This is a genomic window from Nostoc sp. (genome assembly GCF_036917415.1).
GTDB lineage: Bacteria > Cyanobacteriota > Cyanobacteriia > Cyanobacteriales > Nostocaceae > Nostoc.
Genome location: NZ_JBALDJ010000098.1, coordinates 30101 through 55515, shown reverse-complemented (window position 1 = coordinate 55515; position 25415 = coordinate 30101). Strand labels below are relative to the sequence as shown.

The window sequence follows — 25415 nt, the reverse complement described above, 5'->3', positions numbered from 1 at the left end:
GCCAACTCACCAACCTGCAAACCCTCTACCTCACCGATAATCAACTGAGCAGTCTGCCACCGGAATTTGGCCAACTCACCAACCTGCAAACCCTCTACCTCACCGATAATCAACTGAGCAGTCTGCCACCGGAATTTGGCCAACTCACCAACCTGCAAACCCTCGACCTCCGCAGAAATCAACTGAGCAGTCTACCACCAGAAATTGGCCAACTCACTAACCTGCGATCGCTCTACCTCCGCAGTAATCAACTGAGCAGTCTGCCACCGGAAATTGGCCAATTCACCAACCTGCAAACCCTCGACCTCGACAGTAATCAACTGAGCAGTCTGCCACCGGAAATTGGCCAATTCACCAACCTGCAAACCCTCTACTTCCGCAGTAATCAACTGAGCAGTCTGCCACCGGAAATTGGCCAACTCACCAACCTGCAAACCCTCGACCTCGACAGTAATCAACTGAGCAGTCTGCCACCGGAAATTGGCCAACTCATCAACCTGCAAACCCTCGACCTCCGCAGTAATCAACTGAGCAGTCTACCACCGGAAATTGGCCAACTCACCAACCTGCAAACCCTCGACCTCCGCAGTAATCAACTGAGCAGTCTGCCACCGGAAATTGGCCAACTCATCAACCTGCAAACCCTCCACCTCTTCAACAATCAACTGAGCAGTCTGCCACCGGAAATTGGCCAACTTACCAACCTGCGATCGCTCCACCTCTTCAACAATCAACTGAGCAGTCTGCCAGCGGAAATTGGCAAACTCACCAACCTGCAAACCCTCCTCCTCTTCAACAATCAACTGAGCAGTCTGCCAGCGGAAATTGGCAAACTCACCAACCTGCAAACCCTCAACCTTGATAGTAATCCTTTAGAATCACCTCCCCCAGAAATTATCATGAAAGGGTTCAGAGCAATTCTTGACTTTTGCAGGCAGCAGCTAGAACAAAAAACCGATCTCCTCTACCAAGCCAAGTTAATCATTGTGGGAGAAGGTGGTGCAGGTAAAACTACGCTAGCCAAAAAAATTGAAGACCAAAACTATAAGCTACGGCAGGATGAAAATTCTACTGAAGGCATTGATGTTATTCAATGGAAGTTCCCGTTCAAGGGTAAAGAATTTCAGGTCAACATTTGGGACTTTGGTGGCCAAGAGATTTATCATACTACTCACCAATTTTTTCTTACCAAACGCTCTCTTTATGCCGTAGTTGCTGATCTTCGCAAACAAGACACAGATTTTTACTACTGGCTAAATGTGGTTAAATTGTTGAGCGATAATAGTCCTTTACTCATTATCAAAAATGAAAAGCAGGAGCGCAAATGGGAAATAAATGAGAATGATTTACGAAAGGAATTCATCAATTTTAAAGAAACACTTTCTACAAACCTTGCCACTAATCGCGGTCTAACACAAATATTGGATAAAGTTCAGCACTTTATTAGTAGCCTACCTCATGTAGGTATAGAACTTCCTAAAACCTGGGTCAAAGTGCGGGAAGCTTTAGAACATAACCTCAATGAATATATTAGTTTGGATGAATATCTGAAAATCTGTCAGCAACATGGTTTTACTAAAGAGGAGGACAAATTCCAACTCAGTGGCTATCTGCATGATTTAGGTATATGCTTACACTTTCAAGACGATGACTTGTTAAGAAAAACCGTGATTCTCAAGCCAACTTGGGGTACAGATGCCGTTTACAAAGTGTTAGATAATCCACAAGTCATTAAAAACCTGGGTCAATTTGACCGTAATAATTTAGCAAATATTTGGCATGAAGCCAAATATGCAAAGATGCGACCAGAACTGTTGCACCTAATGATGAAATTTAAACTGTGCTACCAAATACCTAGTCGTTCCGACACTTATATTGCACCTCAATTACTCTGTGCCAACAAACCTGATTTCACGTGGAACGAGCGCCACAACCTTATCCTGCGCTACACCTATACATTCATGCCTAAAGGCATCCTCACTCGCTTTATTGTCGAGACGCACCCTTGGATCGAACAGCAAAAACTCGTTTGGAAAAACGGTGTTGTTCTCAACAAAGACCAAACTCGTGCTGAAATCATTGAAAACTACAATCAACGGGAAATTAAAATCCGTGTAGCCGGAAACCGTACAAAAGAATTGATGGCTGTCATCACCCATGAACTCGAAAAAATCCACAACTCTTACGAACGTTTGCAATATCAAACCCTAGTTCCTTGTAACTGCGAAAAATGTGAAGGCAGCCAAACTCCTTATAGTTATCCTCTGAAGGAACTGCGCGAGTTCCTAGATGATGGTGCTTACCAGATTCAATGTAGGAAAAGCCGTAAAATGCTGGATGTCCGCAGGTTAATTGATGATGTCATGTTCCAATCTGATAGACCAGAAAAGGAACTTAACCCCCAGGTTGCACAGTTGCAAAACGAACTGGAACGAAAGCGAGATGAATCATTGACACATCGGCCAGGAGATAGCAATCAAGAAAAAAAACCCATCATGAATAGTCAATCTGCAATGGAATTCGAGAAGGAAATTTTTATCTCTTATGCTTGGGGTGGAGAAAGTGAGCAATTTGTCAATCAATTGGATGAGACTTTGCAGGCTAAAGGAATCAAAATCATCAGGGATAAACGCGATTTGGGCTACAAAGGACTAATTAAAGCCTTCATGGAACGGATTGGACGTGGTAAATGTGCGATCGCAGTTATTAGTGACAAGTATTTAAAGTCTCCCAATTGTATGTTTGAGCTAGTGCAAATTGCTAAAAATGGTAAATTTTATGATCGAATTTTCCCGATTGTGTTAGAAAATGCCCAAATTTATAAACCTGTTGCAAGACTTAAATATATTAAGCATTGGGAAGACGAAATTAAAGAATTAGACGAAGAGATGAAAAAAGTTGGTGCAGCTAATTTGCAGGGATTTCGTGAAGAAATTGACCAATACACCGAGATTCGCAACACGATTGCAGAGCTGACTAACCTGCTAAAAGATATGAACACGCTTACCCCTGATATTCACAGCAAATCAGACTTTGAGTCATTGCTGAATGCGATCGCACAGCGTTTAGATGAGTAAAAATAACCTATTGATTAAGCTCAGAGGTTGAGCAATGTCTTCGACAAGCTAGACTTACACCCTTTTAACTAGATAATTTATGTTCTCAGGTGCAAGCTTTAAGTTCAAAAGTAGAATAATGAGGGTAAAAGGCGCAACTTCGAGGATAAAAGGCGCAACTTCGAGGATAAAAGGTGCAACTCCGAGGATAAAAGGCGCAAGTTCGAGAATAAAAGGTGCAACTTCGAGGGTAAAAAGTGCAACTTCGAGGATAAAAGGTGCAACTTCGAGGATAAAAGGTCAAGCGATCGCTCTTTTAACTCGACAATTGGTGTTAAAAGGTGCAATCTTCGAGTTCAGAGGTGGAATGGTGAAGGTTGAAAGTAAATCTTTGGCTCTTTAATTCACTTTGGAGCTTACACAGTCCAATCCTGTGTTATTAAGTTTGGAACTTTGCTAAAGTCGCTAGTGTTGCGAGTCAATAATACTAAGCTCCGTGAAAGTGCGATCGAAGCTATTCTTAAATCCATCGTGGCGATGCGAACTCTTTGCGCTCGTAACCCTTCAAATATGGCTACTGCTCCAGCATCGAATGGTAAAATTGGTGCTGCTGAAAACCCCCGAATGATTTCCATTAGCAGAGTATATCCCCGAACTACATCACCAGGTGTTTGAGAACGAGTAATAAATGTATGAGCGCCAATTACTTGCTCATGAAAACTAACAATACAAAAAGCAAAATCTGTAGGCTGATGCTGGGCAATATGAGCAGCTAATGTTAAAAACTCTGTTCCTGAACGTCTTTGAAGAAAACTGATATGGTCAGTGTCCAGTAGATATCTCACAGTTGCTCGCCAGCCTCTTCTGTAAATATGTCAGCGTGGCGTAACGAGCGACCATACTCTAAAGCTTCCAAAAATGCTGGTTCATCAGAGATTGAGCCAATAACCTTTTCTAGCCAATTACTAGAGGTAGGCGCATCAATGACTCGATGTTTGATATCTGCAACTGTTTGTTCAAGAGTCGCTAAACGTTGTTCCAAATTTGCTTCATCTAACATAATTTTCTTTGAGACTTTAGTTTCAATGGTAATGCTTATCTGCGCCTGGACAACTAGGAAAGCAGGATGAGAGATTTTTTGTGCTAGATCATTCTGCAAATACGCAATAGTGATGTCTACAACGGGATATTCGTCTTCGCCTTTTTAACTCGATAATTGGTATTCAGGGGTGGAGCGATCGGATCTACGACTTGGAAGACAGTTCAAACGCCATTTGCGAACGATAAAAACAGACATCAAATTCCAAGAAAAAATTCATGCGTCCTAAAAGTAACGGCACATCATCCGTGAGACTCCAAGCAAATACCAATCGAACTGGTGCAAAGCTGGCTATTTGAGCAGATACAACTAACCCTTTTGCTTCAACTGGTGCTAAGTTTCCAGCCAGTTGTACTGAGATTGTTAATTCTTCCAAGCTACCCCTAACTGAATACCTAGAGCATCGATTCAGTAATCAAAAACCTAACCCCCCAGCCCCCTTCCCTACAAGGGAAGGGGGAGTTAAACTCCCCTCTCCTCGTAGGAGAGGGGTAGGGGGAGAGGTTCTTCGAGGATTACTGAATTGGTGTTCTAGACTGTAAGGTAAAACATTAATACTAGCTCCAGTATCTAATAAACCCGAAACGTTAACGACAGAATTTTTGTAGCTTAACGTCAGAGGTAATATAAGTACTGCATCTATATCCCCGAAGACATCACGACTTTCAACAAAGGGAAATCTTTGTGAATTAAGCATCGTTTACCTGTCTGTCTTCTTCTAGCAGTGCGGCTAGTTTATTCGCAGCTTCATGGGAATTATAGGGAGACCACACATGATAAGTGACTCCTGCCTGTAACGACAATGTTTCTTCTTCAGTCGCTAGTTCTTGAACTAAAAACTGCATGACCTTGAGTTTATCTGCACGAGATAGCTTGTGCAAGGTTGGGAATAAATCTGCTGCGCTCATATCAAGTTGAATCAGCCTAATAAAAAAGATTTTACTATGCAAAACCTGTCCCTCTCTACATTGGAGAAGGACAGACTTTAATAAAAGTTCAAGGCAGGAAGATGTTTGATAACTAATCACTTGATTTGTGGATGAGCATCTTGTCCATCACAACAAACTAAGGTTAGGTGTAGCTGTGGTTTTAGTTTGGTAAGCCTTTTTAACACCAACCCAGTTACTAGCAATTGGCATTCTCCAACCAGTTCCAAAGGCGCGATCGGTAATTTTTAAGCCGGGGGGTGCTTGTCGCCGCTTAAATTCAGCCCGCGCCACCATTTGAATTACTCTATCTACAACCACCGGATCGTGACCGGCTGCAACAATTTGTGCTGCTGATTGGTGATTGTGAACCAGGCGTTGCAAAATATCGTCCAAAACTTCGTAAGGCGGTAGAGAATCTCGATCGACTTGACCTGGTTTGAGTTCAGCGCTGGGTGCTTTAGTCAAGACGTTTTGCGGAATAATTTCATTATGGCGATTTAACCAATGACAAAGTGAATACACGCGGGTTTTAGGAACATCTGCAATCACTGCTAACCCGCCATTCATATCGCCGTAGAGTGTACAGTAACCAACTGCCATTTCTGACTTGTTACCAGTAGATAGGAGAAGATAGCCAAATTTATTAGCGATCGCCATTAATAAATTACCGCGAATCCGAGATTGGATATTCTCTTCAGCCAGTCCAAACTCTGTACCCGCAAATAAATCATCTAAAGTGCGATCAAAGCCTTGCATTAACTCCCCAATTGGTAAAAGATGAGTCTTAATCCCCAAACTTTCGGCTAATGCCACAGCATCACTGATGGAATGCTCAGAACTATAAGGGGAAGGCATGAGAACACCGAGGACATTTTCTTTACCAAGTGCAGCTGTGGCGATCGCAGCTACTATTGCAGAGTCAATCCCGCCACTTAAACCCAACACTACTTTAGAAAAGCGACACTTACGAGCGTAATCTTGCACTCCCAAAACCAACGCTTGCCAAATTTCTTCATCTTCCGATTCATATATCGGTTCTACAGAACCCAACTGCAAATCACGTTCCACCTCGTCAAATTCTACTACTAATAAATCGGTGTCAAAACCACGGGCACGAGATATAATTTCACCTTGACGATTTAAGGCAAAACTACGCCCATCAAAAATTAGGTCATCATTTCCCCCAATCTGATTAGCGTAAATCATCGGTTGTTGAAAACGTATTGCACTATGTTTGAGCATTATTTCGCGGAACTGCTGCTTACCAGCCGTGTAGGGCGAAGCAGACAAATTTACAGTCAAATCTACACCCAAAATTGCTAAGTCAGCAATCGGATTCACTGTATAACTACGTTTGCCCCAAAATTCCTCATCGTTCCATAAATCTTCGCAAATAGTTACGCCAATATGGATATTATCGAGAGTGAAATAATTAGCTTGCAAACCTTCTTCAAAATAGCGACGTTCGTCAAATACATCGTAAGTAGGCAAAAGTCGCTTGTGAAAAACTTGCTTAACCTTGCCATTTTCTAACAAAGCAATGCTGTTAAATAAGGTTTTACCGCCACTAATATGTGCTTTAACATTCGGTTCAACAGTTCCTACCAACACAGCTAAATTTGGTGGTAAATCCTGAGCCAAGTTTTGTAAAGTGATGCCCATCGCTTCCACAAAACTAGGATTTAGTAATAAATCTCTTGGTGGATAGCCACACAAAGAAAGTTCTGGTGTCAACAACAAACGCGCACCGCTAGATGCTGCTTGTTGTGCCGCTTCCAGGATTTTTTGGGCATTTAAAAGCAAATCACCAATTGTCGGATTAATTTGAGCGATCGCAATTTTCATTTTGTTTGTCATTTGTCATTTGTCATTTGTCATTTGTCATTTGTCATTTGTCATTGGTCATTGGTCATTGGTCATTTGTCCCCTTGTCTCCTTGTCCCCTTGTCCCACGTAGCGGTTCATTAAATAAACACCAAAGGTTTATCTTTTAAGGGAGCAAAAGCTTCCGCGTCAAACTTATACAAGCTAGCCGGACGACCAGCACCCCGTGATACCTTAATTCCGGTATCGCATAAAAAACCTAACTTGAGTAGACGCGCCCGAAAATTAGAATAATCGGAAAAATTGTCGCCTAAAACTGTGGCGTATAACTGATATAAATCATTCAAGGTGAACATTTCTGGCAAGACTTCAAAAGCCACTGGGCTATACTCTAATTTATTTCGCAACCGCCTATGGCCATAAGCCAGAATTTCGTTATGGTCAAAGGCTAATTGCGGCACTTGTTTTACCGGATACCAAGCGATGCCAGTCATGCGATCGGCAATCAATTCGGCTTCTTCAAATCGCACTAGGGCAAAGTAACTAACTGATAAATAACGCACACCATAACTATCAGTTGCTTCCCGTGGATCGCGATTCGGCCCGCCAAATGTATACAGTTGTTCTAAATAGAGATTGTTGACCTTAATTTTCTCTGCCATAATGCGATAAGCGGCATCTTCTAAAGACTCTCCTGGACGTACCAAAGTACCAGGAAGACTCCAATGATTTAAAAATGGTTCTTGCTGTCGCATTACTAGTAGAACTAACAGCCGATTTTGTACAGTATCTACAGAAAAAATTACATTATCAACACCAACCTTGAAATCGGCCAAAGGTTGTTGGTTTAACGGAGTTGGTATCTTTTTTTGTGAACGTCCTGGCATTCGTACAAATGCTCTCGATTAATATAGGCAACTACAGGGGCTGTGAGGGCTTGGGGATCTCCATGTTCGCGGTACGCTGTTGAGGAAACATCTAGACCGGTCAGACTAGCGATCGCAATCTTCCCTCCCAGCTTTTGCACTACCTCTGAACTAGATTCATCTATTACATATCCCGGTCGCGGTACAATCAGTAGTTGCACTTCCTGTAACAAATCTTCAATGCGATACCAACGTGGTAGCTGACTGAGTAAATCTGAACCAACGATCAACGTCAATTCAGCCTCTTCACCCCAAGTAAGCTTTGCTTTTTCCACTGTTTCCAGCGTTCTGAAGCTACTCAATTCTTGTTCCAAAGCAATATTGTGCCGTGGTGCGTCTATATTCGCAATCAACAGTCGCAACATTGCCGCCCGATGTTCTAAGGGTGTTTGATGAGACTTAAATGGGTTATCCGCTGCCCAAACCGCTACCAAATCATAACGCTCAGACAACCAACTTAGAATTTTTTGATGTCCAGCAGTTGGCGGATCGGCACTAGTACCAAACAAAGCAATTCTCATAGTAATTCGTAATTAAGACATACTGAAAGAGTAATTTTACCTCTGTGTTCTCTGTGCCTCTGCGGTTCGTTTCTTAGTCTCCTCAGTCAACACCCGTAACCCCTCAGAAATCTCCACTTCTACAGCCACCGGATGATCCAAGCGCCGTGTTTCCTGTGGCAAACTGGCAACTGAGGCGGTGGTACGTTGACAAATTCTTGCCAAAGACTCTAACGGTTGTATCCGTTCACCTTCTTGTACTACCAACTGCAACAAAGGTTCTTCATCCACAGAACTTTCACCTAAAAGTCCCAACCTGTCTGCTTTTACCTTACCTCCCGTAAACGAGCGAAAAATCTGCTTGCGCCCTGGATAAGTAACTTTACCACTAGACTGCTTCATCACTGGGATACCATCAATGTCTACAAGTTTATAAACTCCATTTACAGGCGAACCTGTAACTAGTCGCGTTCCCAGTCCGTAACCATCAATCTCAGCCCCAGCAGCTTTTAATCTGGCAATTTCCCACTCGTCTATGTCGCCACTAGCAAAAATTGGCACACCCGGAAGGAGCGATCGCACCTGTTTTGATAAGGTAACTAAATCTCCTGAGTCCAATCTCACTCCTGTTAATTGCATTTCCCCGGAATTTACTTTTTCGGCCAAGCGCTGGGCAGCAGCAATGGTATCGTAAGTATCAATCAGCAATGGCGCACCCGGAAAATATCGATGAAATGCACTAAAAGCTTGTTCTTCAGTGCCTTCTATTGCTGACAATGCCATTACCAAGGCGTGTGCCATCGTACCATTTGGCTTTTGTCCCAGTTGTAGCGCTGCTAACACATTGGAAGTGGAATCTAACCCACCTGCCAAAGCTGCCCGCGCTGCCCACAAAGACCCTTGGGGACTAAATGCTCGTCTTGTCCCAAATTCTAAAAGTGTTGCTGATTCCCCTGCTACATCCCGCAACCGGGCTGCTTTTGTAGCAATCAAACTCTGGTAATTAATCGTATTCAGCAGGTAAGTTTCCACTAGTTGCGCTTGCCAAAGCGGTGCTTCCACTCGCAACAGTGGTTGATTGGCAAATACAGCTGTCCCTTCCGGTACTGCCCAAACATCACCTGTAAACTTTCCCTCAGCTAAAAGTGACCAAAAGCGATCGCCTGCGTGAGCAAAAATTTCCGTTGCCTGTAATGCCGCAATTTGCGAAGAACTAAAGCGGATTTTGGCTAAATATTCCAATGCCTGCGTCAGCCCCATTGCAATTAAATAACCAAAACCCTCTGGCAATCGTCTGACAGACAATTCAAAGCTTGCCCGTCGTTGTTCTATACCTTCGCCTGTGTAACAAGCTGCCATTGTCAACTGGTAAAGGTCGGTCAGTAAGCTGTAGTCATCTCCAGAGAGGTTTAGTTCCTGGTTTTGGTGGCTTTGCTGTTTATCTATATCCAAATCTAAGAAAGTTGTCATCCAAGAGCTTCCTTACAAGATGCTTCTATTATTTATGGTAAATATTACTATAAATAATGTCAACTATCGGCAAGTATATTTCCTGAGATTGCCGTAGAACAGTAGATTTAGCGGCAAGTTAATCCTAACTTCATAAAATACTTAATATTTTTTAATAGTAATAGCTAGCAATAATGTTAATCCGAGAAGGCGGTTAATCAAAGAAAATAATATCCTGGTAAGGCAAGTTGTTTACGAGCCTCTTTCCCAGACTAGGGTTAGAGAAACAACTATGTTACAATTACAATCAAAGATAAAAGTTTGGCTTTTTAACAACTTAAAGTATTGCGAAGTTATCTGAATAAATATTGCGTATAATCTCAATATATTGAGAATTAGAGCTAGTCAAGAATATCAGTATTAGAGTATAGGTATCACAATTAATAGCGACTCGAAAATAAGGAGTCAAATATTATGGCTATTTCCCAAATCATTGCGAAGATAACCCAGTATATTTCTGAAGCTGCAATGCGGATTTTTGGGCCCAATGATGATGCTTATCCTGTTATTGGCGTACAACCATTTACAGGTGAACCTTATGATAAGCGTAAAAATGATAATGATTAGTTGCTGAATATATATAGATAGGAATCCACCTTGAATAAGGATTTGTGAAAATCGCAAAACTCAGATCACCGACTTATTTAATAAGTCGGTGATTTCGTTGTTCACTAATAATTAATTAGGGCTATAGTTGCAATTAAAAATATTAATTTTACTATTATCCCTGTACCTTCAGGTCGGGGAGTGTCAATAACTTGACTTCTCAGGCAGGAAATATTAACATAATCTGGTTATGAACTTCAGATGATGTTTGTAAAGTCTAATTTATTACTTGCCGGGCGATTAGAAATCGCGGCTACACAGACAAAACCTGCCTCAGCAGGTTAACAAGCTTTTGATTTTGTATGCTTTCCACAGAAGTGGACTTAGCTTGTGTAGTAGCGAATTATATTCTCCCAATACTTTTAAAACATCCTCTGATAATATTTACTTGTTTTTTATCGAGATTTTAATCTGAAAAAGTAAAGGTTTTAGCAACTCTCTCAGGCTAGTTTAGTAGTTTGGCAGAATGCATTTTTTACTTTTCAGACATCCTTTCATCTGGCTAGGCTGCTACAAGTAAGAATTTTCAAAGTTGAAACCAAGTACAGACTTTCGTAGTGGAGGGTCTGAATCCCCCACTTTCTTGTTCTGACTCCTGAATTCTGACTTCTGAATTCTTCTTCAATTATTTTCATATTTAGAGGGAAAAATGAATAAGATTTCTTTTTGGAAAAGTGATTTTGCCTTGACTTTGAAATTTTTGGTACCGATAGCTCCTGCTGCACACTTAGTTACTTTACTTGGACTGCTGCTCGGAGTACATCAAACGGCATCTGCTACAACGATTACGTTTGACAAAGCATCTGTAGGGACACTATCAACCTATACTGAATCTGGTTTTACAACTTCGGTAGTTTCTGGACCTTGGGTTGCAATTAACTCATACGGGAAGCCGGCTCCCTTCATAGAGTTTACGAATGAGGCTGGTCAGAACCCGCTGACTGCGACAATTCAAATTACAAACGATGACTCCACGTTTAAATTCAACTCAGTCGATCTTTACTCCAGCGTGACACCAATCCCTTATGTAATAACGGGATTGGTGAATTCAACGCCAGTATTTTCTTTTGAAGGTACGGTTCCAAACACTTTTGGTGATTTTAAAACTGTGGTTAACTCGAACTCGAATTACTTAATCGACAGCCTGACAATCTCTCTAACTAACCCGGCGGCACCGTGTTGCTCTAATCCTATGGGGCTTGATAATATTACTGTGACACCCATTTCCACTACTTCAGTTCCTGAGCCAAATAGTTCTCTATTTTTTTTACTGGGACTTCCAGTTGTCACTTGGCTTCGTCGAGCGACAATGTGACTCCTCGCTCAACAAACTGTCACGTCGCTTCTCTACGAGACGCTGCGCAAACGCTCTGAATTCAAAATTCAAAATTTAAAATTAATCATCCCCATAAATAAATTTAGGGGCTATAGAGTTAAGTGTAATAAATTAGATAAAGGCATGAGGAAAACACTCACGCCTTTTTATTTAAACTTTTTGCCCATAGGCTGTTAGGAGTTCCAGAATGACTCCATTTGTCCAACCGAAACCAATTTCGTTAGAACTATACCCAAAGCAGATTTCGTCGGAAACATTGGCAGAACAGCGTTCAACATCATATTTCTCAACTAAGGTATTGTGACGCTCGAATTCTTTAACTACCATAGCGAGAAATTTGTTGGCAATGCGATCGCCTTCTATATGATACCCATAGCGGTGAAGTCCAAGGACTGCAACTAATGTCAATGGTGCCCAGCCAAAGGGGGCATCCCACTGGTTGCCGGTGACACGAGTACTGGTAAAAATTCCACCTGGGGCTTCAAACAAAGAGAGATTTTTGACGACGCGTTTGGCTTGAGTTGGAGAAGCAATTCCCAACCAGAGAGGATAGAACGTGGTAGCAAATTCGTAGCGGCGGCGTTTTCCACTCTGGAAGTGATAGTCGAAATATAATCCTTGTTCTTCATCCCAGAGAAATTGATCGATACGATCGCGGCGGATATCTGCGCGATTGCTCCATTTTTGTTCCAATTGTTCGTACCCCAGAATATGCTTAATTTGCGCCATGTCTTGTTCAACCTGATACAGCAAACTGTTGAGGCACACAGGAGCGTAGTGGAGGATATCAGCACTGAAGGGGCCAAATCGGTTGGTGATATCAAAACCAGACTCGCGCATGGTGCGATCGCTTTTGTAAAATAGGTTGGTCAGTTGGTCAGTTTCCTGGTTGTAATAAAGACTAACGTCATAATCCTCAACTTCAAAAGTTTTATAGTACTCCTTGACGCGATCGTAGTGGCTTTTCCCCTGCTCATCCCGCTCGGAAAACAAAACTTCTGGCGCGGGGCCTTCCCCAAAGGCATAAAATCTAGATAAGCCGGTTGCAGCATTCAAATGGGGCGGAACTACCCAATAATAGTAAAACTGCTCTAGCAGCGGTACGATTGACTTTAACCACTCTTTATCCTGGGTGTGCTCGAATAATGCCAAAACCATCATGCTCAGGACAGGGGGCTGCGATCGCGACAGCATATAAGTCCGGTTGGAATTGAGGATGATGCCGTAATGCTGCACCTGGTACAGCAGTTGGTCTACTTGGCTTTGCGCTAGTTCTAATTCCCCATCGTGCAAAAGTCCCAGTAATATAAAGTAGCTGTCCCAGCCATACATTTCATTAAAACGACCACCTGGTACGACATAAGGTCCTGGTAGGTACAACAATCCGTGATCTTTAATCGCCTCCACTTCACTTGGCAAAGTGCGAATTTCCAGGCATTCCATATCCTTGGGAGATAGCGATCGCTCCAACACACTTTGAACCTTGGGAGAATCTTCTAAGGGGGAAATGTAGACAATCCAACAAGTATCTTTTTTGTGCTCTAGTTTGGTATCCTTGGCAGATTGTAATAAGTGTTCGTGCGATCGCGTTAAGGTTTTCCACGTTTTTTTGATGTGGAGGCGCACGGCATCAATCTGCGCGGTGGTAAGTGCTGCTGGAGTGTCGGTATAAGCTGGAGTTGGAGTAGTCATAATTCATCTCAAAATTCAAAATGGGGGGCTGGGGAATAGAGACTAAGGACTAAAAACAGGGAGTAGCTCTATTAAGGTGAGTCTGGATGAGACTGCAACTCCTATTTCATTACTAGCTCAGAACTCGCAACTTCGAGATCAGTACTCGGAATTTTCAGAATTTTAAAAGAACAAGTGAAGATTTGAGTTGAACAAATACGAAATTCAATCTACATATCACCTTCATCCGGCTAGATGGAGAGCAGGGGAGCAGTAAGTGTTTCCCCTCTGCCCCTTTGCCCCTCTACCCCTCTATCCCTCTGCCCCTCTGCTCCTCTGCCTCTTTTGCCCAATACCCCTTAATCACTGACTAACAACGCAACTGGAAAATCAGCGAGGGCTGCTGCGATCGATAGGGTTTCTGTAGCCTTTAAGGATTGCTGAGTTAGGACGTTTTTCCATGTGTGGGAAGTTCCAGGGGGTAATTGCAGATGCGTATCTTGCCAAACTGACTCGCCCAAAGGATTGTCTCCTGGCTGGATGAGGCTGGTTAAAAAGCGTGGCGCGATCGCGATCGCTGTTTGATTTCCCTCCCGCCGTGCAAAGGCGATAATGTGATTGGCGTAGGTTCCCTGTACTTCTAACGGCAGATAGTCGCCATCCTGGAATAATGAGACATAGTTTGTTCTGGCTTGGAGTAATTGAGCCGTTAAAAACAGTTTGATTCTACCGTCTGTTTTGTTGTTCAGTAACTCCTGAATTAGTCTGAGAATGTCTGTTTTTGACTGTTCGCGGATGGCGCTTAAGTAAGTACGTCGCTCTTCAAAATCCACGGGACGGCGATTGTCTGGATCGACTAGACTCAGTTCCCAAAGTTCCGTTCCCTGGTATAAATCGGGTACGCCAGGTGCGGTAATCTTCAGTAGAGTTTGGGAAAGGGAATTGAATATGCCATAGTCTGCAATTCGCTGTTGAAAGGGACGAAAAGCTTCTAGAAATTCCCCGGAGATGGCAGGATCGAGTACTTTCTCAATAAAGGAAGTACAAGCTTCTTCATACTTGCTATCCGGTCGTAACCAGGCTGTATGCACCTTTGCTTCTCGTATTGCCTTTATTATATATTCCTTCACCCGTTCTACGAAGGATTCATGTTCGTGTTCCGCAAAAGGAAACGCTCCCACCAGGGTTTGGTAGAGAAAATACTCATCGTTGCGATCGGGTATGGCGAACCCGTGGCGTACACCGAAGAGGTTGGCAAAGCCATCGCTACGATGTCCGCGATTGATGGCACTCCAAGTATTTACCTGCTGATCCCACTCATCGGGGATTTCTGAAAGGACATTCAACCTGGCCCGCACATCTTCACCGCGTTTGGTGTCGTGGGTGGCGGTGGTGTTCATTGTGTGGGGCCAGGTTGCTTGGTGCTGTTTGTTAAAACTGTGGAAGTCAGCTACAGAGATGCCAAAATGGCCGGGATTACCCCCGACTTCATTCAACGACAGCAAGCGATTATAAACATATAATGTGGTGTCTTCTACACCTTTCGCCATTAGCGGGCCGCTGTATTGCTGCATTCGCAAGACAAAATATATCCATTGTTCGCGTTCTGTTTGAGTCAAAGAATTATCAAACTCTAGCAGCATTAACTTTTCAATAAAGGTCAGTTCGTGCTGTAACAGGGGCGTTTGTTCTTTGGCTTGGTAAATAACCTTCTCAATGGTAGCGCGATCGCTATCTCCAATTCCATCGGGCGTAATGTAAGTACGGTAAATCGGGAATAGTATCAAAACTTCAGCGATCGCTCTTTTTAATCCATTCAGCGTAAAATCATTGCCATAGCGATATTTGCTGGAGATATTTTTTAATAAAAGAGCCAAACTGTCAATGTCACCTGCTAAATTCTTTTCTAGGATCAGGTGCTTTTTATCCTTGACTACTGAGGCATAATCCGATCTGGAACCGATAAAGTTCTGGTATATTTTATCGAAGGATGATTCATTTTCAGTTTGACAAAATATGCCATTTACATAGTTGAGAAAGTCATATCCAGATGTTCCTTCAATTCCCCAATTTTCCGGTAGTTCTTCAGTGAGTTCTAAAATCTTCTCAACAGTGATATAAACATCACCCATTTTTTCCCGCAGCCTTTCGAGATACTGGATTGGGTTATAAAGTCCATCAATATGATCGATGCGTAAACCTGTAAACTTGCCTTCCTCAACCAGCTTTTGAATTAGGCTATGAGTATTATTAAAAACCCGCGCTTCTTCAACTTTAACGGAAATCAGTTCGTTGACAGTAAAGAAACGGCGGTAGTTCATTTCCTCCGCGCCAACCTTCCAAAAAGCAAGACGGTAAAACTGGTCTTTTAGTAAATCATCTAGGAGGTTAAAGCTTTCGGAATTACCCGCTTCTCCATTGAAAGTTTCGATATTTTCGTCAATAAACTCGTGGATGGCATCGTTTGTGGTGTAGAGTTCCCAAACTAATCCTTTGATAAATGCGATTTGGTCTTGTCGCTGTTTTCCCGCAACTTCTGAGGGCACATTTTTAAGAATGTAGAGAATCCCCAATAGTTTAATAAAATCGGGATGATTGCGTCCCAGTGTGCGCGTGAGTTTACCCAAATTCTGAGTGATAACTTTTGTGTAAGACTCTAACCGCAACGGCAGCTTTAAGCTGTAATAGTTGACAGTTAAACCGTTTTGTTCATATTGCAGTTGAATGTGTCCGTTTTCCAGGGATGTACCATAGAAATCTCCCAGTAGTGGCGCGAGAATTCGCTCTTGGCGATCGCCGAAGGGAGTATTCCAAGAAAGGTCGAAGTAGTCGGTATAGCTGGAATCTGGGCCGTGTTCCAATATGTCCATCAAGTAATCGTTTTCGCTACTATAGGCCATGTGGTTGGGCACAATATCTTGTAACCAGCCCATCCCAAGGGATTGGATTTCATCAACTAATGCATCAAAGGACTCATTAGTTCCCAGTTGTGGATTGAGTTGAGTGGCATCTACTATATCGTAGCCGTGTGTACTCCCGGATCGGGCTTTGAAAATGGGGGAGGCATATAAATCAGAAACGCCCAAATCTGCTAGATAAGCTGCGATCGCTTTAGCGTTGTCAAAGCCAAACTGAGGTGTAAACTGAATTCGATAAGTGGCGGTAGGAATTCGCATGAGTTTGTTCTAATGAGAGATGGGGCGATACGGTTCGATTAAGATGTTTGTCTCTCGAAGATCCCCCCAACCCCCCTTAAAAAGGGGGGCTTTTCTCGATCTTTACCCCCTTTTTAAGGGGGTCGCCGCAGGCGGGGGGATCTTATCTGAAATGTTTTCAGAGGTGGGGGAGTTTGAGCCTTTTTGCTCGGACGTTGAGCCTTTTTACTCGAACGTTGAGCCTTTTTACTCGAACGTTGAGCCTTTTTACTCGAAGGTTGAGCCTTTTTACTCGAACGTTGAGCCTTTTTACTCGAACGTTGAGCCTTTTTGCTCGGACGTTGAGCCTTTTTACTCGAACGTTGAGCCTTTTTGCTCGAACGTTGAGCCTTTTTGCTCGAACATTGAGCCTTTTTGCTTGAACGTTGAGGTTATCAGGGTGAAACTTTAAGTTCTAACTCTCCCCCTCATCCTTTTTCATAGAGTACTAGACTAGTAGGTTGCAATTTCACTTCTTGGCCCACAGATAGATGTTCCGGGGCTTTAGAACCATGCCCAGACCATGAGGTATCAGCCGAGTCTAACAATTTATGAGCATTTTGCTCAAACGGCAAAGTCACTGTCACCGCCGATGAATTGAAATTCATTACAAATATGACTTCACTCGATTCGCACCAACGCCGCACGATGACCAAATCCTTCTCTTTATCGCTAGTCGCTTCGATGAAATTGCGGTCTTGATTCAAAAGAGCTGGATGCGTCTTACGTAAATTAATTAACTGGCGATACCAATCCCAGAGAACTTTGTGCTTACCTTGATTGCGTAATTCCCAATTAAGTTTAGACTTTAAGAAAGTTTCTGCCGATTCTGGATCTGGGGGATCGTCTGCATAGTGAAATGCTTCAAATTCTTGTTTGCGTCCGGCTCGAACCATTTGAATTAAATCAGGATCGGAGTGACTGACAAAGTAAATGAAGGGTGCTGTTTCTCCGTATTCCTCTCCCATGAACAACAGAGGTAAGTTGGGTGACAGCAGCACAGCCCCAGCGGCTAACTTTAATCCTTCAAAAGAGATCCGCTGGGTAAGGCGTTCTCCTTTCATTTGATTGCCGATTTGGTCGTGATTCTGAATGCAGACTGTAAACTGTGATAAAGGGCGATCGCGGCAAGATACGCCATGAAATCGCTTGCGGTGTGGTGCGTATTTCCAATCGTAGACAAAAGTATCTTCATAAGCTTTTGCCAGATCGGCAACCTGCCCAAAATCTTGATAATATCCTTGGCGATCGCCTGTCAAAAGTGCGTGCAATGCATGGTGGAAATCATCACTCCACTGGGCATCAAGTCCATATCCACCCAATTCTGCGGGACGAATTAATTGCGGATTATTCATATCACTTTCGGCAATTAGATGGCGTTTCCATCTTTGTCCTTGTTGTGAGAAATGATGAACTGCTTCCGCTAATTCCCATAAAAAGTGCTTCGCCCCCAAGTCGTAAATTGCTTGAACGGCATCCAGCCGCAATGCATCAATGTGGAATTCGCCCAACCAGTAAAGCGCATTTTCGATAAAATAATTTCGCACACCCTGACTATGGGCGTCGTCGAAATTCATCGCATCGCCCCACGGCGTTTTATAGGTTTTAGTAAAGTAGGGCGCGAACTGACTCATATAGTTGCCTTCTGGCCCAAAGTGGTTATATACCACATCCAGCACAACGGCGATATTGTTTTGGTGGCAAGCATTTACCAGTTGCTTGAGTTCGGCTGGACTCCCATAGGAATTTTGCACAGCATAAGGATAAACGCCATCATAACCCCAGTTGCGATATGCAAGAGTTGCTTCAATATGAGTGTCTCCCGGAACCTGGGAAATGGGCATGATTTCAATAGCGTTAATTCCCAGTTCTCTCAGTTCTGGTAAACGGGGAATGATCGCGGTGAAAGTTCCTTCCGGCGTGAATGTCCCAACATGGAGTTCATAAAAAATCATCGACTCTAGAGGAATACCCGCCCATCCTTCATCCGTCCACTCAAAATGATGATCGACAATTTGCGACGGCCCATGCACCCCTTCTGGTTGATACTGCGACGCCGGATCGGAAAAAGTGTCTTGGCCATTCAAGACATACTGATAAAGCGTACCTGGATATACATCGTTGACTTTCGTGTGCCAGTATCCCTCAGACTGAGGCTTGAGGGGAATTAACTGCTGTTCTGGCGTCAAAATTTTTACCGTAACGCTATCTAATAGCGGAGACCAAACGGTGAATTCACACTCTCCGTTACCCAAGTAGTTTGCACCAATTTTCACGCAGTATCCTCCCATCAAACTTTTTGTTGTGCCAAATTGTGGCGCGATCGCAAATGTCATTGATTGCACAATGTTTACAAACACGCCAGATAGCATAATGGTTGGTCTACCAGACTTTTTGCTAGCACCTGGAGGCGGATTTTTGTCCCGAAAAAGTCTATCTAATTAGCTATTCATTATCTAACGCCCACTCAAGCTTTTGTTTGAGGTCATTGCAGTGACTAGGCGGTAATAAATTATCATGCTGAAGTCTACCAACTAAAATCCCTGGTGCAATGCCGATTTCAGCAGCAAACTGAATAATATTTGTTTTACTGAATTGTTGAACTGATGCCAGAAATGTTCTCAAATCGGCAGAGGGGATAAGTATATCCGCAGCGAATTTGTTTGCTTCTTCTTCCCTTTCTTGATCGTTGACAGATGCAACACCTGTACCCTCAAGAAAGAAATCACGCTTACCATGCAGCAAAATGTGACCAGCTTCATGGAAGAAAGTAAACCATAAATGGTCATCAGTCTTGTAGCGCAGACTAAGTTGAATCAGCGCTTTGTCAGGATTCAACCAATGAGTTGCTCCACTGGTTCGCGTTTTAGGAAGTTGTGGCACAAAAACTACAGCAACACCAGCTTCTGCACACAACTGCTGCACTTTTAGCTGGAAAATTTCTGGTGGTTCTACAGTTAAAGCGCGGATTTTTTGCAGTGCTTCCCGAAACTTGTTGGCATCATAGGGAGCACAAGCAATCTCAGATGCTTTAATTTCTCCTCGACGCAGCCAAGCGGTAATAGCACCAAAATCACTTTCAAATGCTGGAGATTTACGAAAATTTATATGAGTGTTCACCCATATTCCCTCCCAATTTTCAGGGGAGGCGACGGCGAAAAAATTTAGCACCTCCCGCAGTTGCTCAACTTTGTCTTGATAGCGGCGAATCCAATCAGACTTAATCATGGCTGCAACAGGAATTTCTTTCAGCCACGATACTTGCTGTTCTAAACGCTCTTTTTCTTCCTGTTGCGCTAAAAATTCCCGGTATCGTCGTTCGTGATTGTTCCAAAAACTAGCTGAGATATTAAATACTAGTTCTAGCTGTAATGCAGTCTCAGGGGTAATTGCTGCTTTACCATTAATAATTTCGTTAATTGTTTTTTTTGGTCTTCCAGTCCGTTTTGCCAGTTCTGCTTGAGTCATCCCCCGTTCTTCCAGAACTTCCAGCAGGGTATCCCCAGGAGGAGAAACGTAATCTGGATTATACTGATTTTGGATCTTACTTTCCATGTGTGTTCTCCACGCCGATTATTCTCACGGCAGTTACTTGACTCCAGTCGATACCACCATCTAATTTCGTAGGAATTGGTTCATTTGCTGGCTCAAATATAAGCCGATATGGATGATCTAAATCGAGCGATAATTGACCTGCGCGATCGTAAAGCAATTCGTGGCAACGTCCAGGGAGATTTCGCATATCCTCAAGTACGTTGGCATAGTAACGTAAATGATCTAGCCTTAGTCGGATACGTTTTGCTCTATCTGCACCCTGATTTTTCACTAGAAGCCGTTGGTTATTGCACTCTTGTTCAAATTTACTGTTCTCAAATACAATATCCATTATAGCACCAGTCTAAAATATTATTAACCCTTGAGGTTAACAATATTTTAGGCTCTAAAATCAAAAATAATCGTAATCCTACAAAAACGGGGGTTGTCTTATTGAATACTAGAACTTATGTACTAAAGCTAGCTTAGTCTTAAAGTTACTTACTCATTACCTGCTTTGCAGCTACCATCAACACAGTATGCCGATTGATATGTATTAGAACGTTTACCAAAAATTGCGTAGCGGTTATCGCGGATTTGTTCGTAAAAGCGATCGCCTGCCCATTTCATCCCCGGTAAGGCTCGATAAGCGTCTACAAATATACTTCCTGCGGGTAATAATCGCCCAATTTCTTCTACTGCATTACTGCCTTGCCAACGTTTTTGAGGGTCATTGCCATCAATTAAAATCATCCCCTGTTCGCAATCTTGGGCTGAAATTCCCCACTGTAAAAGTGTCTGCTCATCTTGCATGGGACTATAGCGAAACAGCTTTCCTTGGTCTAAGGTTTCTAGCGATCGCACTAAGGTAACGCAGAGATTACAATTTCCGTCGTAGATTACGTAGTAATTCATAAAAATAACGCCTCTTTGGCAATTGAATTGTCGGATGTGTCTAAAACACAACTTTGGTATTCTAGCTTAGAAAACTGTAGCGATCGCTTTTGCCTCACCGAGCCAGTCCCCAGTTCAAATATGCATAATGTCGTCTAGCTGAAGTTGTAAATTTGGCAAGACATCAGAAGAAATAGTATCTCCTAAACGATATTGTTGTTGCTGGTACACACCGTTAACTAACTGACAAACGGTAAAGGTTGGTTGTTTGGGATTGCCGATAAACTGCAAACCACCCAAGCCACGAAAGTCCACAATCCAATATTCTGGGATATTAAGAAAAGCGTATTCTTCCACTTTCCTGGCATAATCATCTTGCCAGTTAGTACTAACAACTTCAGCAACAAGTTTGATTGTACTGCCATTACAAATAATCGGTTCTTTTTGCCAGAGTGGTTCTTTATTAAGTTCTGCTTTATCTAAAACAATTACATCAGGACGCAGTGCTGTGGCTTCAGCCGCAGGTGGTTTAATCAGACATATTTTTGGAATTAGCCAGTTAAAATTAGAATTAAAAATTTCCACATAGATTCTACCAGCAATACTACCTGCAACAGCTTCGTGTGGCCCTGTAGGTTCCATGTCTCTTAGTTGTCCGTCGATTAATTCGTAGCGTGTATTGTCACCATATTGGGTTATAAATTCCTCGAAGGTAAGTAGCTTGGGCGAGGTGTAGGTCATTATGTCTTGTTTTGACTTGACGTAGGCTTATTGTAGCGACTGCCATTGCAAAGTACAGGAAGAGTGGGTTAATTTTTGGAAGTGATCGCATTCACAATGCAAGCGATCGCATTTAAATAGCACGACAATACAAATAATAAAAGGCTTGTCGTCAAACATCGCCCCCGGTTTCCAGCTATTATGCCTTTGGAATAGTATTTGCTTAGTTTTTTCATTAATGAGAAAATATTTATGAAATACAAACTCTTGGGTAAAAGCGGGTTAAGAGTCTCTGAACTCTCCTTGGGAACCATGACCTTTGGTGAAGATTGGGGTTGGGGTGCATCTGTTGACGAAAGTCGGAAAATTTTTGATAGCTATGTAGAAGCAGGGGGAAATTTCATTGACACCGCCAACGGTTATACCGATGGTAGCAGTGAAAAAATTGTCGGCGAGTTAATCGCTAAAGAACGGGAACGCTTTGTAGTTGCGACAAAATATTCCTTTCCCTTGCAGATGAATGACAAGAAGGGCGACCCGAACGCCAGTGGAAACCATCGCAAGAATTTAATTCAATCTTTGGAAGGTAGTTTGAAACGGCTGAATACTGATTACATTGATTTATTCTGGTTGCACGCTTGGGATTTCACAACACCGATTGAAGAAGTCTTGCGATCGCTTGATGATGTAGTGCGTCAAGGTAAAGTACTTTACATTGGCATTTCTGACACACCCGCTTGGATTGTTTCCCAGGCAAATACCATCGCCCATTACCAAGGATGGACGCAGTTTGTCGCTCTCCAAATTGAGTATAGTTTGATTCAGCGGACACCAGAACGGGACTTAATCCCGATGGCAAAAGCTTTAGATTTGGCAGTAACACCGTGGTCGCCCTTGGGTGGTGGAGTGCTGACAGGAAAGTATAACAAACCCAGTCAAGAAGGCGGCGAACAAGGGCGAGTAGCGAGTTTAGGGGGAGAAGTTTCCCAAAAGAATTTAGCGATCGCGCAAGTTGTCAGTGAAGTTGCGGCAGACATTGGCCATACACCTTCACAGGTAGCATTAGCTTGGTTACGCGCTCAAAGTGGTATAATTATTCCGATTGTTGGAGCACGTAAGTTAACGCAGTTTCAAGATAACTTAGCTTCTTTAGATGTCAGCCTTTCGCCAGAACATCTGCAACGGTTAGATGAAGTCAGTCAAATTGAACTGGGTTTTCCCCATGACTTTTTGCACAATGATGTAATTCGCGATCGCCTTTTCGGTGGTACATTCAATACCATAGAAAACCATCGGATTTGACCATTAGTTATAATTAATAACACATTCAGCCGTTAATATAATCTGTCGTCAGAGAGTTTCGCACAGCCAACCAAAATCTGTAGAGTTAAATGCAAAAGGCATTAACGTAGAACTATGAGCGACAACACTATTACATCACGTTTGTACCCCACTCGTATTGACATTCCCGCTGAAGCGCGAGTGCAAATTGTGGTACTTCTCAACCAAAGCTTGGCAGCCACTTCGGATCTAAAAAGCCAAGCAAAGCAAGCGCACTGGAATGTTAAAGGAACTGACTTCTATCAGCTACACCTTTTATTTGATGAAATTGCTGGAGAATTGGAAGAGTTCATCGATTTGATAGCTGAACGCGTCACAGCTTTAGGCGGGTACGCTTTCGGAACAGTTCGCGCTGCAGCTAGTAATTCCATCCTGCCAGAATACCCCTTAGATATTTTGGATGGCAAAGACCATGTGACAGCCTTGGCAGATCGCTTTGCATCCTACGCTAAACATCTCCGGCAAGCGATCGATAAAACTGATGAATTAGGCGATCTCGATACTGCTGACCTTTACACCGAAATTTCCCGCACCATAGACAAACGACTCTGGTTCTTAGAAGCTCATCTGCAAGTAGCAGAAATTAAAGCAGAGAATGGCAAAGCGGATACTACTAAAACTCAAAAGATCCCTGCTGGTGTCAAATAAGCACTTTTGAGAGACACTTGATTTACTAATAGGGTGCATTAGACTAAAGTTTAAAGCACCCTATTGTAAGGGACTTATAGAAAATAAACTATTCCATAAACAATTATCTGGAATACTACTTAAGGATGGTTCTGTTTAAGTCTCGCATCCTCTAGAACCACCTAAACTTCCTTTAGTCTGCGGTGGAGAGTCGTCAGAATTATTGTTGTTCCTGTCAGCTAAGGCTGTTGTAGACATCGCTAACAATAAGCTTAAGGTAATATAACTAGCAAGGATGTTTCTCAAACTTTTGTGTAAAGGGCATAATATTTGAGCCATATTCTTACTCTGTAAAGTTTTCAAATCGCCAGAGCGATCGCATCTTAATTACTAATAATATTTGATAAAGCCGTGAGGCTGTTGAGAAAAACTTCTTGTTTCAGAGCAATTAGAAAATCTTGAATTCTGTTTTGATAACTTAGTTAAATCTTGCGTTCAATTAATGTCTGTTTTCCCACTGCTATGCTAGCAATTACGATACCAGAGACTATCAGCATCAAAGGCGTAATTTGTTCACCTAGTAATAGCCCAGAAAATATAATCGTCAAAAACGGTTGTAGTAACTGTATCTGACTGACCCTTGCAACACCACCGATACTCATCCCGTGATACCAAGCAAAGAAAGCCAGGAACTGACTGAAAATACTGACATAACTAAAACCCAACCAAGCAGTTGGTGAAGCAACTAATCCGTGCTGAAACACTGTGTATGTTACAGGTATAAGCAAAATCGGAAATGCTATGACTAAAGCCCAACAAATAACTTGCCATCCTCCCAAAATCTGAGCTAAACATCCTCCTTCTGCATAGCCAATAGCAGCTGCGCCCACTGCGCCCAACAAAAGCAAATCTGCTCCCTGAATTTGTCCTGCACTAGAGGTAAAAGCAAATAAAACAACGGTTGTACTACCGAAAATACTAGCAAACCAAAACTTTTGGGAAGGACGTTCTCTACCTTTGAGTGTGGCAGCAATAGCAGTTGCCAAAGGAACAAGCCCTATGATTACTGCACCATCTGTCGCTGGTAGTTGCTGCATTGCCCAAGCTGATAGTAATGGAAACCCCAAAACCACTCCGGCTGTAATAATTAGTAAGCTCCCCCAGTGTTTGCTTAGTGGTAAAGGCTGACGAGTTACCCACAAAACAATCATTGCCAGAACACCAGCAACTACTGCACGTCCCAGCCCGACAAAAGTTGGATCGAAGTCAGCAACGGCAGCACGAGTTGCTGGTAAGGTAAGGCTAAATCCCAGCACACCCAAAAAGCCACAACCGAGTCCTAGTGTTTCTGGATTAATGCGGTAAATATTTGAATTTCGGATCATGCTGACTTACTTGGTATAATACTGGGTTTCAATCCATATTCGCATTTCAGCTTCAGAGCCAAAACAAGCAGAACGTCCTGTCATCGGATCGTAGGCGTGCCAAGAACAATCCCCATTGGCAAGGTGATTTTGCCAAACTTGCAACTGAGAACTGCTTGTCATTACTGTAATTAAGCTATGCCAAGATTCTTGAAATTTTGATTTTAGTCGCAACCATTTATCAACTATTTTCATAGAAAAGTCCCCTTGGCTCAATCGAGCATC

Annotated in this window: 24 protein-coding genes and 1 pseudogene; 6 read left to right on the top strand and 19 right to left on the bottom strand. The window is 42.8% G+C overall.

Annotated features, from left to right (window positions below; genetic code table 11):
• A partial coding sequence (locus V7K41_RS22225; RefSeq protein WP_334851679.1) for a leucine-rich repeat domain-containing protein occupies positions 1 to 3077 on the top strand: 3077 nt, incomplete at its 5' end.
• 79 nt (positions 3078 to 3156) lie between these two features.
• On the top strand, positions 3157 to 3459 hold the full coding sequence (locus V7K41_RS22220; protein WP_334851677.1) for a hypothetical protein: 303 nt from the start codon (positions 3157 to 3159) through the stop codon (positions 3457 to 3459).
• A 13-nt stretch (positions 3460 to 3472) separates the two neighbouring features.
• Here V7K41_RS22220 and V7K41_RS22215 read toward each other — a convergent pair whose 3' ends face one another.
• The 8 genes from V7K41_RS22215 to V7K41_RS22180 all read right to left on the bottom strand — a co-directional run bounded on the left by V7K41_RS22215 (position 3473) and on the right by V7K41_RS22180 (position 9804).
• Complete coding sequence (locus V7K41_RS22215; RefSeq protein ID WP_334851675.1) at positions 3473 to 3901, bottom strand: type II toxin-antitoxin system VapC family toxin; 429 nt, start codon at positions 3899 to 3901, stop codon at positions 3473 to 3475.
• Positions 3898 to 4116: a transferase hexapeptide repeat containing protein gene (locus tag V7K41_RS22210; RefSeq protein ID WP_334851674.1), complete on the bottom strand. Its 219-nt coding sequence runs from the start codon at positions 4114 to 4116 to the stop codon at positions 3898 to 3900. The genes V7K41_RS22215 and V7K41_RS22210 overlap by 4 nt, the downstream gene beginning before the upstream one ends.
• A gap of 184 nt (positions 4117 to 4300) precedes the next feature.
• A complete protein-coding gene (locus tag V7K41_RS22205; RefSeq protein WP_334851672.1) occupies positions 4301 to 4531 on the bottom strand; it encodes a hypothetical protein in 231 nt (76 codons plus the stop codon).
• 313 nt (positions 4532 to 4844) lie between these two features.
• Positions 4845 to 5063 carry a hypothetical protein gene (locus V7K41_RS22200; protein WP_334851670.1) on the bottom strand — a complete coding sequence of 73 codons (219 nt, stop codon included), beginning with the start codon at positions 5061 to 5063 and terminating at the stop codon, positions 4845 to 4847.
• Positions 5064 to 5210: 147 nt separating this feature from the next.
• Positions 5211 to 6929, bottom strand: coding sequence for an NAD+ synthase (locus V7K41_RS22195; protein WP_334851687.1), 1719 nt, complete (start codon positions 6927 to 6929; stop codon positions 5211 to 5213).
• Positions 6930 to 7048: 119 nt separating this feature from the next.
• Complete coding sequence (locus V7K41_RS22190; protein WP_012411955.1) at positions 7049 to 7795, bottom strand: NUDIX hydrolase; 747 nt, start codon at positions 7793 to 7795, stop codon at positions 7049 to 7051.
• Entirely contained in the window at positions 7756 to 8355 is a 600-nt protein-coding gene (locus tag V7K41_RS22185; protein WP_334851668.1) for a nicotinate-nucleotide adenylyltransferase, read from the bottom strand. The genes V7K41_RS22190 and V7K41_RS22185 overlap by 40 nt, the downstream gene beginning before the upstream one ends.
• A gap of 36 nt (positions 8356 to 8391) precedes the next feature.
• Positions 8392 to 9804 (bottom strand): nicotinate phosphoribosyltransferase, encoded by a 1413-nt coding sequence (locus V7K41_RS22180; protein WP_334851666.1) that lies wholly within the window; start codon positions 9802 to 9804, stop codon positions 8392 to 8394.
• A gap of 453 nt (positions 9805 to 10257) precedes the next feature.
• Between V7K41_RS22180 and V7K41_RS22175 the strand changes: the two genes are divergently transcribed.
• Positions 10258 to 10410: a hypothetical protein gene (locus V7K41_RS22175; RefSeq protein ID WP_334851664.1), complete on the top strand. Its 153-nt coding sequence runs from the start codon at positions 10258 to 10260 to the stop codon at positions 10408 to 10410.
• Positions 10411 to 11098: 688 nt separating this feature from the next.
• Positions 11099 to 11764: a hypothetical protein gene (locus tag V7K41_RS22170; protein WP_334851663.1), complete on the top strand. Its 666-nt coding sequence runs from the start codon at positions 11099 to 11101 to the stop codon at positions 11762 to 11764.
• Positions 11765 to 11935: 171 nt separating this feature from the next.
• Here V7K41_RS22170 and V7K41_RS22165 read toward each other — a convergent pair whose 3' ends face one another.
• The 8 genes and pseudogenes from V7K41_RS22165 to V7K41_RS22135 all read right to left on the bottom strand — a co-directional run bounded on the left by V7K41_RS22165 (position 11936) and on the right by V7K41_RS22135 (position 21819).
• A complete protein-coding gene (locus tag V7K41_RS22165; RefSeq protein ID WP_334851661.1) occupies positions 11936 to 13477 on the bottom strand; it encodes a trehalase family glycosidase in 1542 nt (513 codons plus the stop codon).
• Positions 13478 to 13815: 338 nt separating this feature from the next.
• Positions 13816 to 16632 (bottom strand): malto-oligosyltrehalose synthase, encoded by a 2817-nt coding sequence (treY, locus tag V7K41_RS22160; protein WP_334851660.1) that lies wholly within the window; start codon positions 16630 to 16632, stop codon positions 13816 to 13818.
• Positions 16633 to 16789: 157 nt separating this feature from the next.
• Positions 16790 to 17029: pseudogene (locus V7K41_RS32975) on the bottom strand (DUF3540 domain-containing protein); the annotation flags it as partial.
• Positions 17030 to 17078: 49 nt separating this feature from the next.
• Positions 17079 to 18926, bottom strand: a complete 1848-nt coding sequence (treZ, locus tag V7K41_RS22155) for a malto-oligosyltrehalose trehalohydrolase (RefSeq protein WP_334851685.1) — start codon at positions 18924 to 18926, stop codon at positions 17079 to 17081.
• 169 nt (positions 18927 to 19095) lie between these two features.
• Positions 19096 to 20205, bottom strand: a complete 1110-nt coding sequence (locus V7K41_RS22150) for a HigA family addiction module antitoxin (protein ID WP_334851658.1) — start codon at positions 20203 to 20205, stop codon at positions 19096 to 19098.
• Entirely contained in the window at positions 20195 to 20536 is a 342-nt protein-coding gene (locus V7K41_RS22145; protein WP_334851656.1) for a type II toxin-antitoxin system RelE/ParE family toxin, read from the bottom strand. The genes V7K41_RS22150 and V7K41_RS22145 overlap by 11 nt, the downstream gene beginning before the upstream one ends.
• A 149-nt stretch (positions 20537 to 20685) precedes the next feature.
• The gene (locus V7K41_RS22140) at positions 20686 to 21099 is read right to left on the bottom strand and encodes a thiol-disulfide oxidoreductase DCC family protein (protein WP_334851654.1); all 414 of its coding nucleotides are present in this window, start codon (positions 21097 to 21099) and stop codon (positions 20686 to 20688) included.
• 114 nt (positions 21100 to 21213) lie between these two features.
• Complete coding sequence (locus V7K41_RS22135; RefSeq protein ID WP_334851653.1) at positions 21214 to 21819, bottom strand: Uma2 family endonuclease; 606 nt, start codon at positions 21817 to 21819, stop codon at positions 21214 to 21216.
• 231 nt (positions 21820 to 22050) lie between these two features.
• Between V7K41_RS22135 and V7K41_RS22130 the strand changes: the two genes are divergently transcribed.
• Positions 22051 to 23100: an aldo/keto reductase gene (locus tag V7K41_RS22130; RefSeq protein WP_334851651.1), complete on the top strand. Its 1050-nt coding sequence runs from the start codon at positions 22051 to 22053 to the stop codon at positions 23098 to 23100.
• A gap of 114 nt (positions 23101 to 23214) precedes the next feature.
• Positions 23215 to 23787: a DNA starvation/stationary phase protection protein Dps gene (dps, locus tag V7K41_RS22125; RefSeq protein WP_334851649.1), complete on the top strand. Its 573-nt coding sequence runs from the start codon at positions 23215 to 23217 to the stop codon at positions 23785 to 23787.
• A 135-nt stretch (positions 23788 to 23922) separates the two neighbouring features.
• Here dps and V7K41_RS22120 read toward each other — a convergent pair whose 3' ends face one another.
• The 3 genes from V7K41_RS22120 to V7K41_RS22110 all read right to left on the bottom strand — a co-directional run bounded on the left by V7K41_RS22120 (position 23923) and on the right by V7K41_RS22110 (position 25385).
• Positions 23923 to 24105 carry a hypothetical protein gene (locus V7K41_RS22120; RefSeq protein ID WP_334851647.1) on the bottom strand — a complete coding sequence of 61 codons (183 nt, stop codon included), beginning with the start codon at positions 24103 to 24105 and terminating at the stop codon, positions 23923 to 23925.
• Between the two features lie 143 nt (positions 24106 to 24248).
• Positions 24249 to 25151, bottom strand: coding sequence for a DMT family transporter (locus V7K41_RS22115; protein WP_334851646.1), 903 nt, complete (start codon positions 25149 to 25151; stop codon positions 24249 to 24251).
• Positions 25152 to 25157: 6 nt separating this feature from the next.
• The gene (locus V7K41_RS22110) at positions 25158 to 25385 is read right to left on the bottom strand and encodes a hypothetical protein (RefSeq protein WP_334851645.1); all 228 of its coding nucleotides are present in this window, start codon (positions 25383 to 25385) and stop codon (positions 25158 to 25160) included.
• Positions 25386 to 25415: the final 30 nt, after the last annotated feature.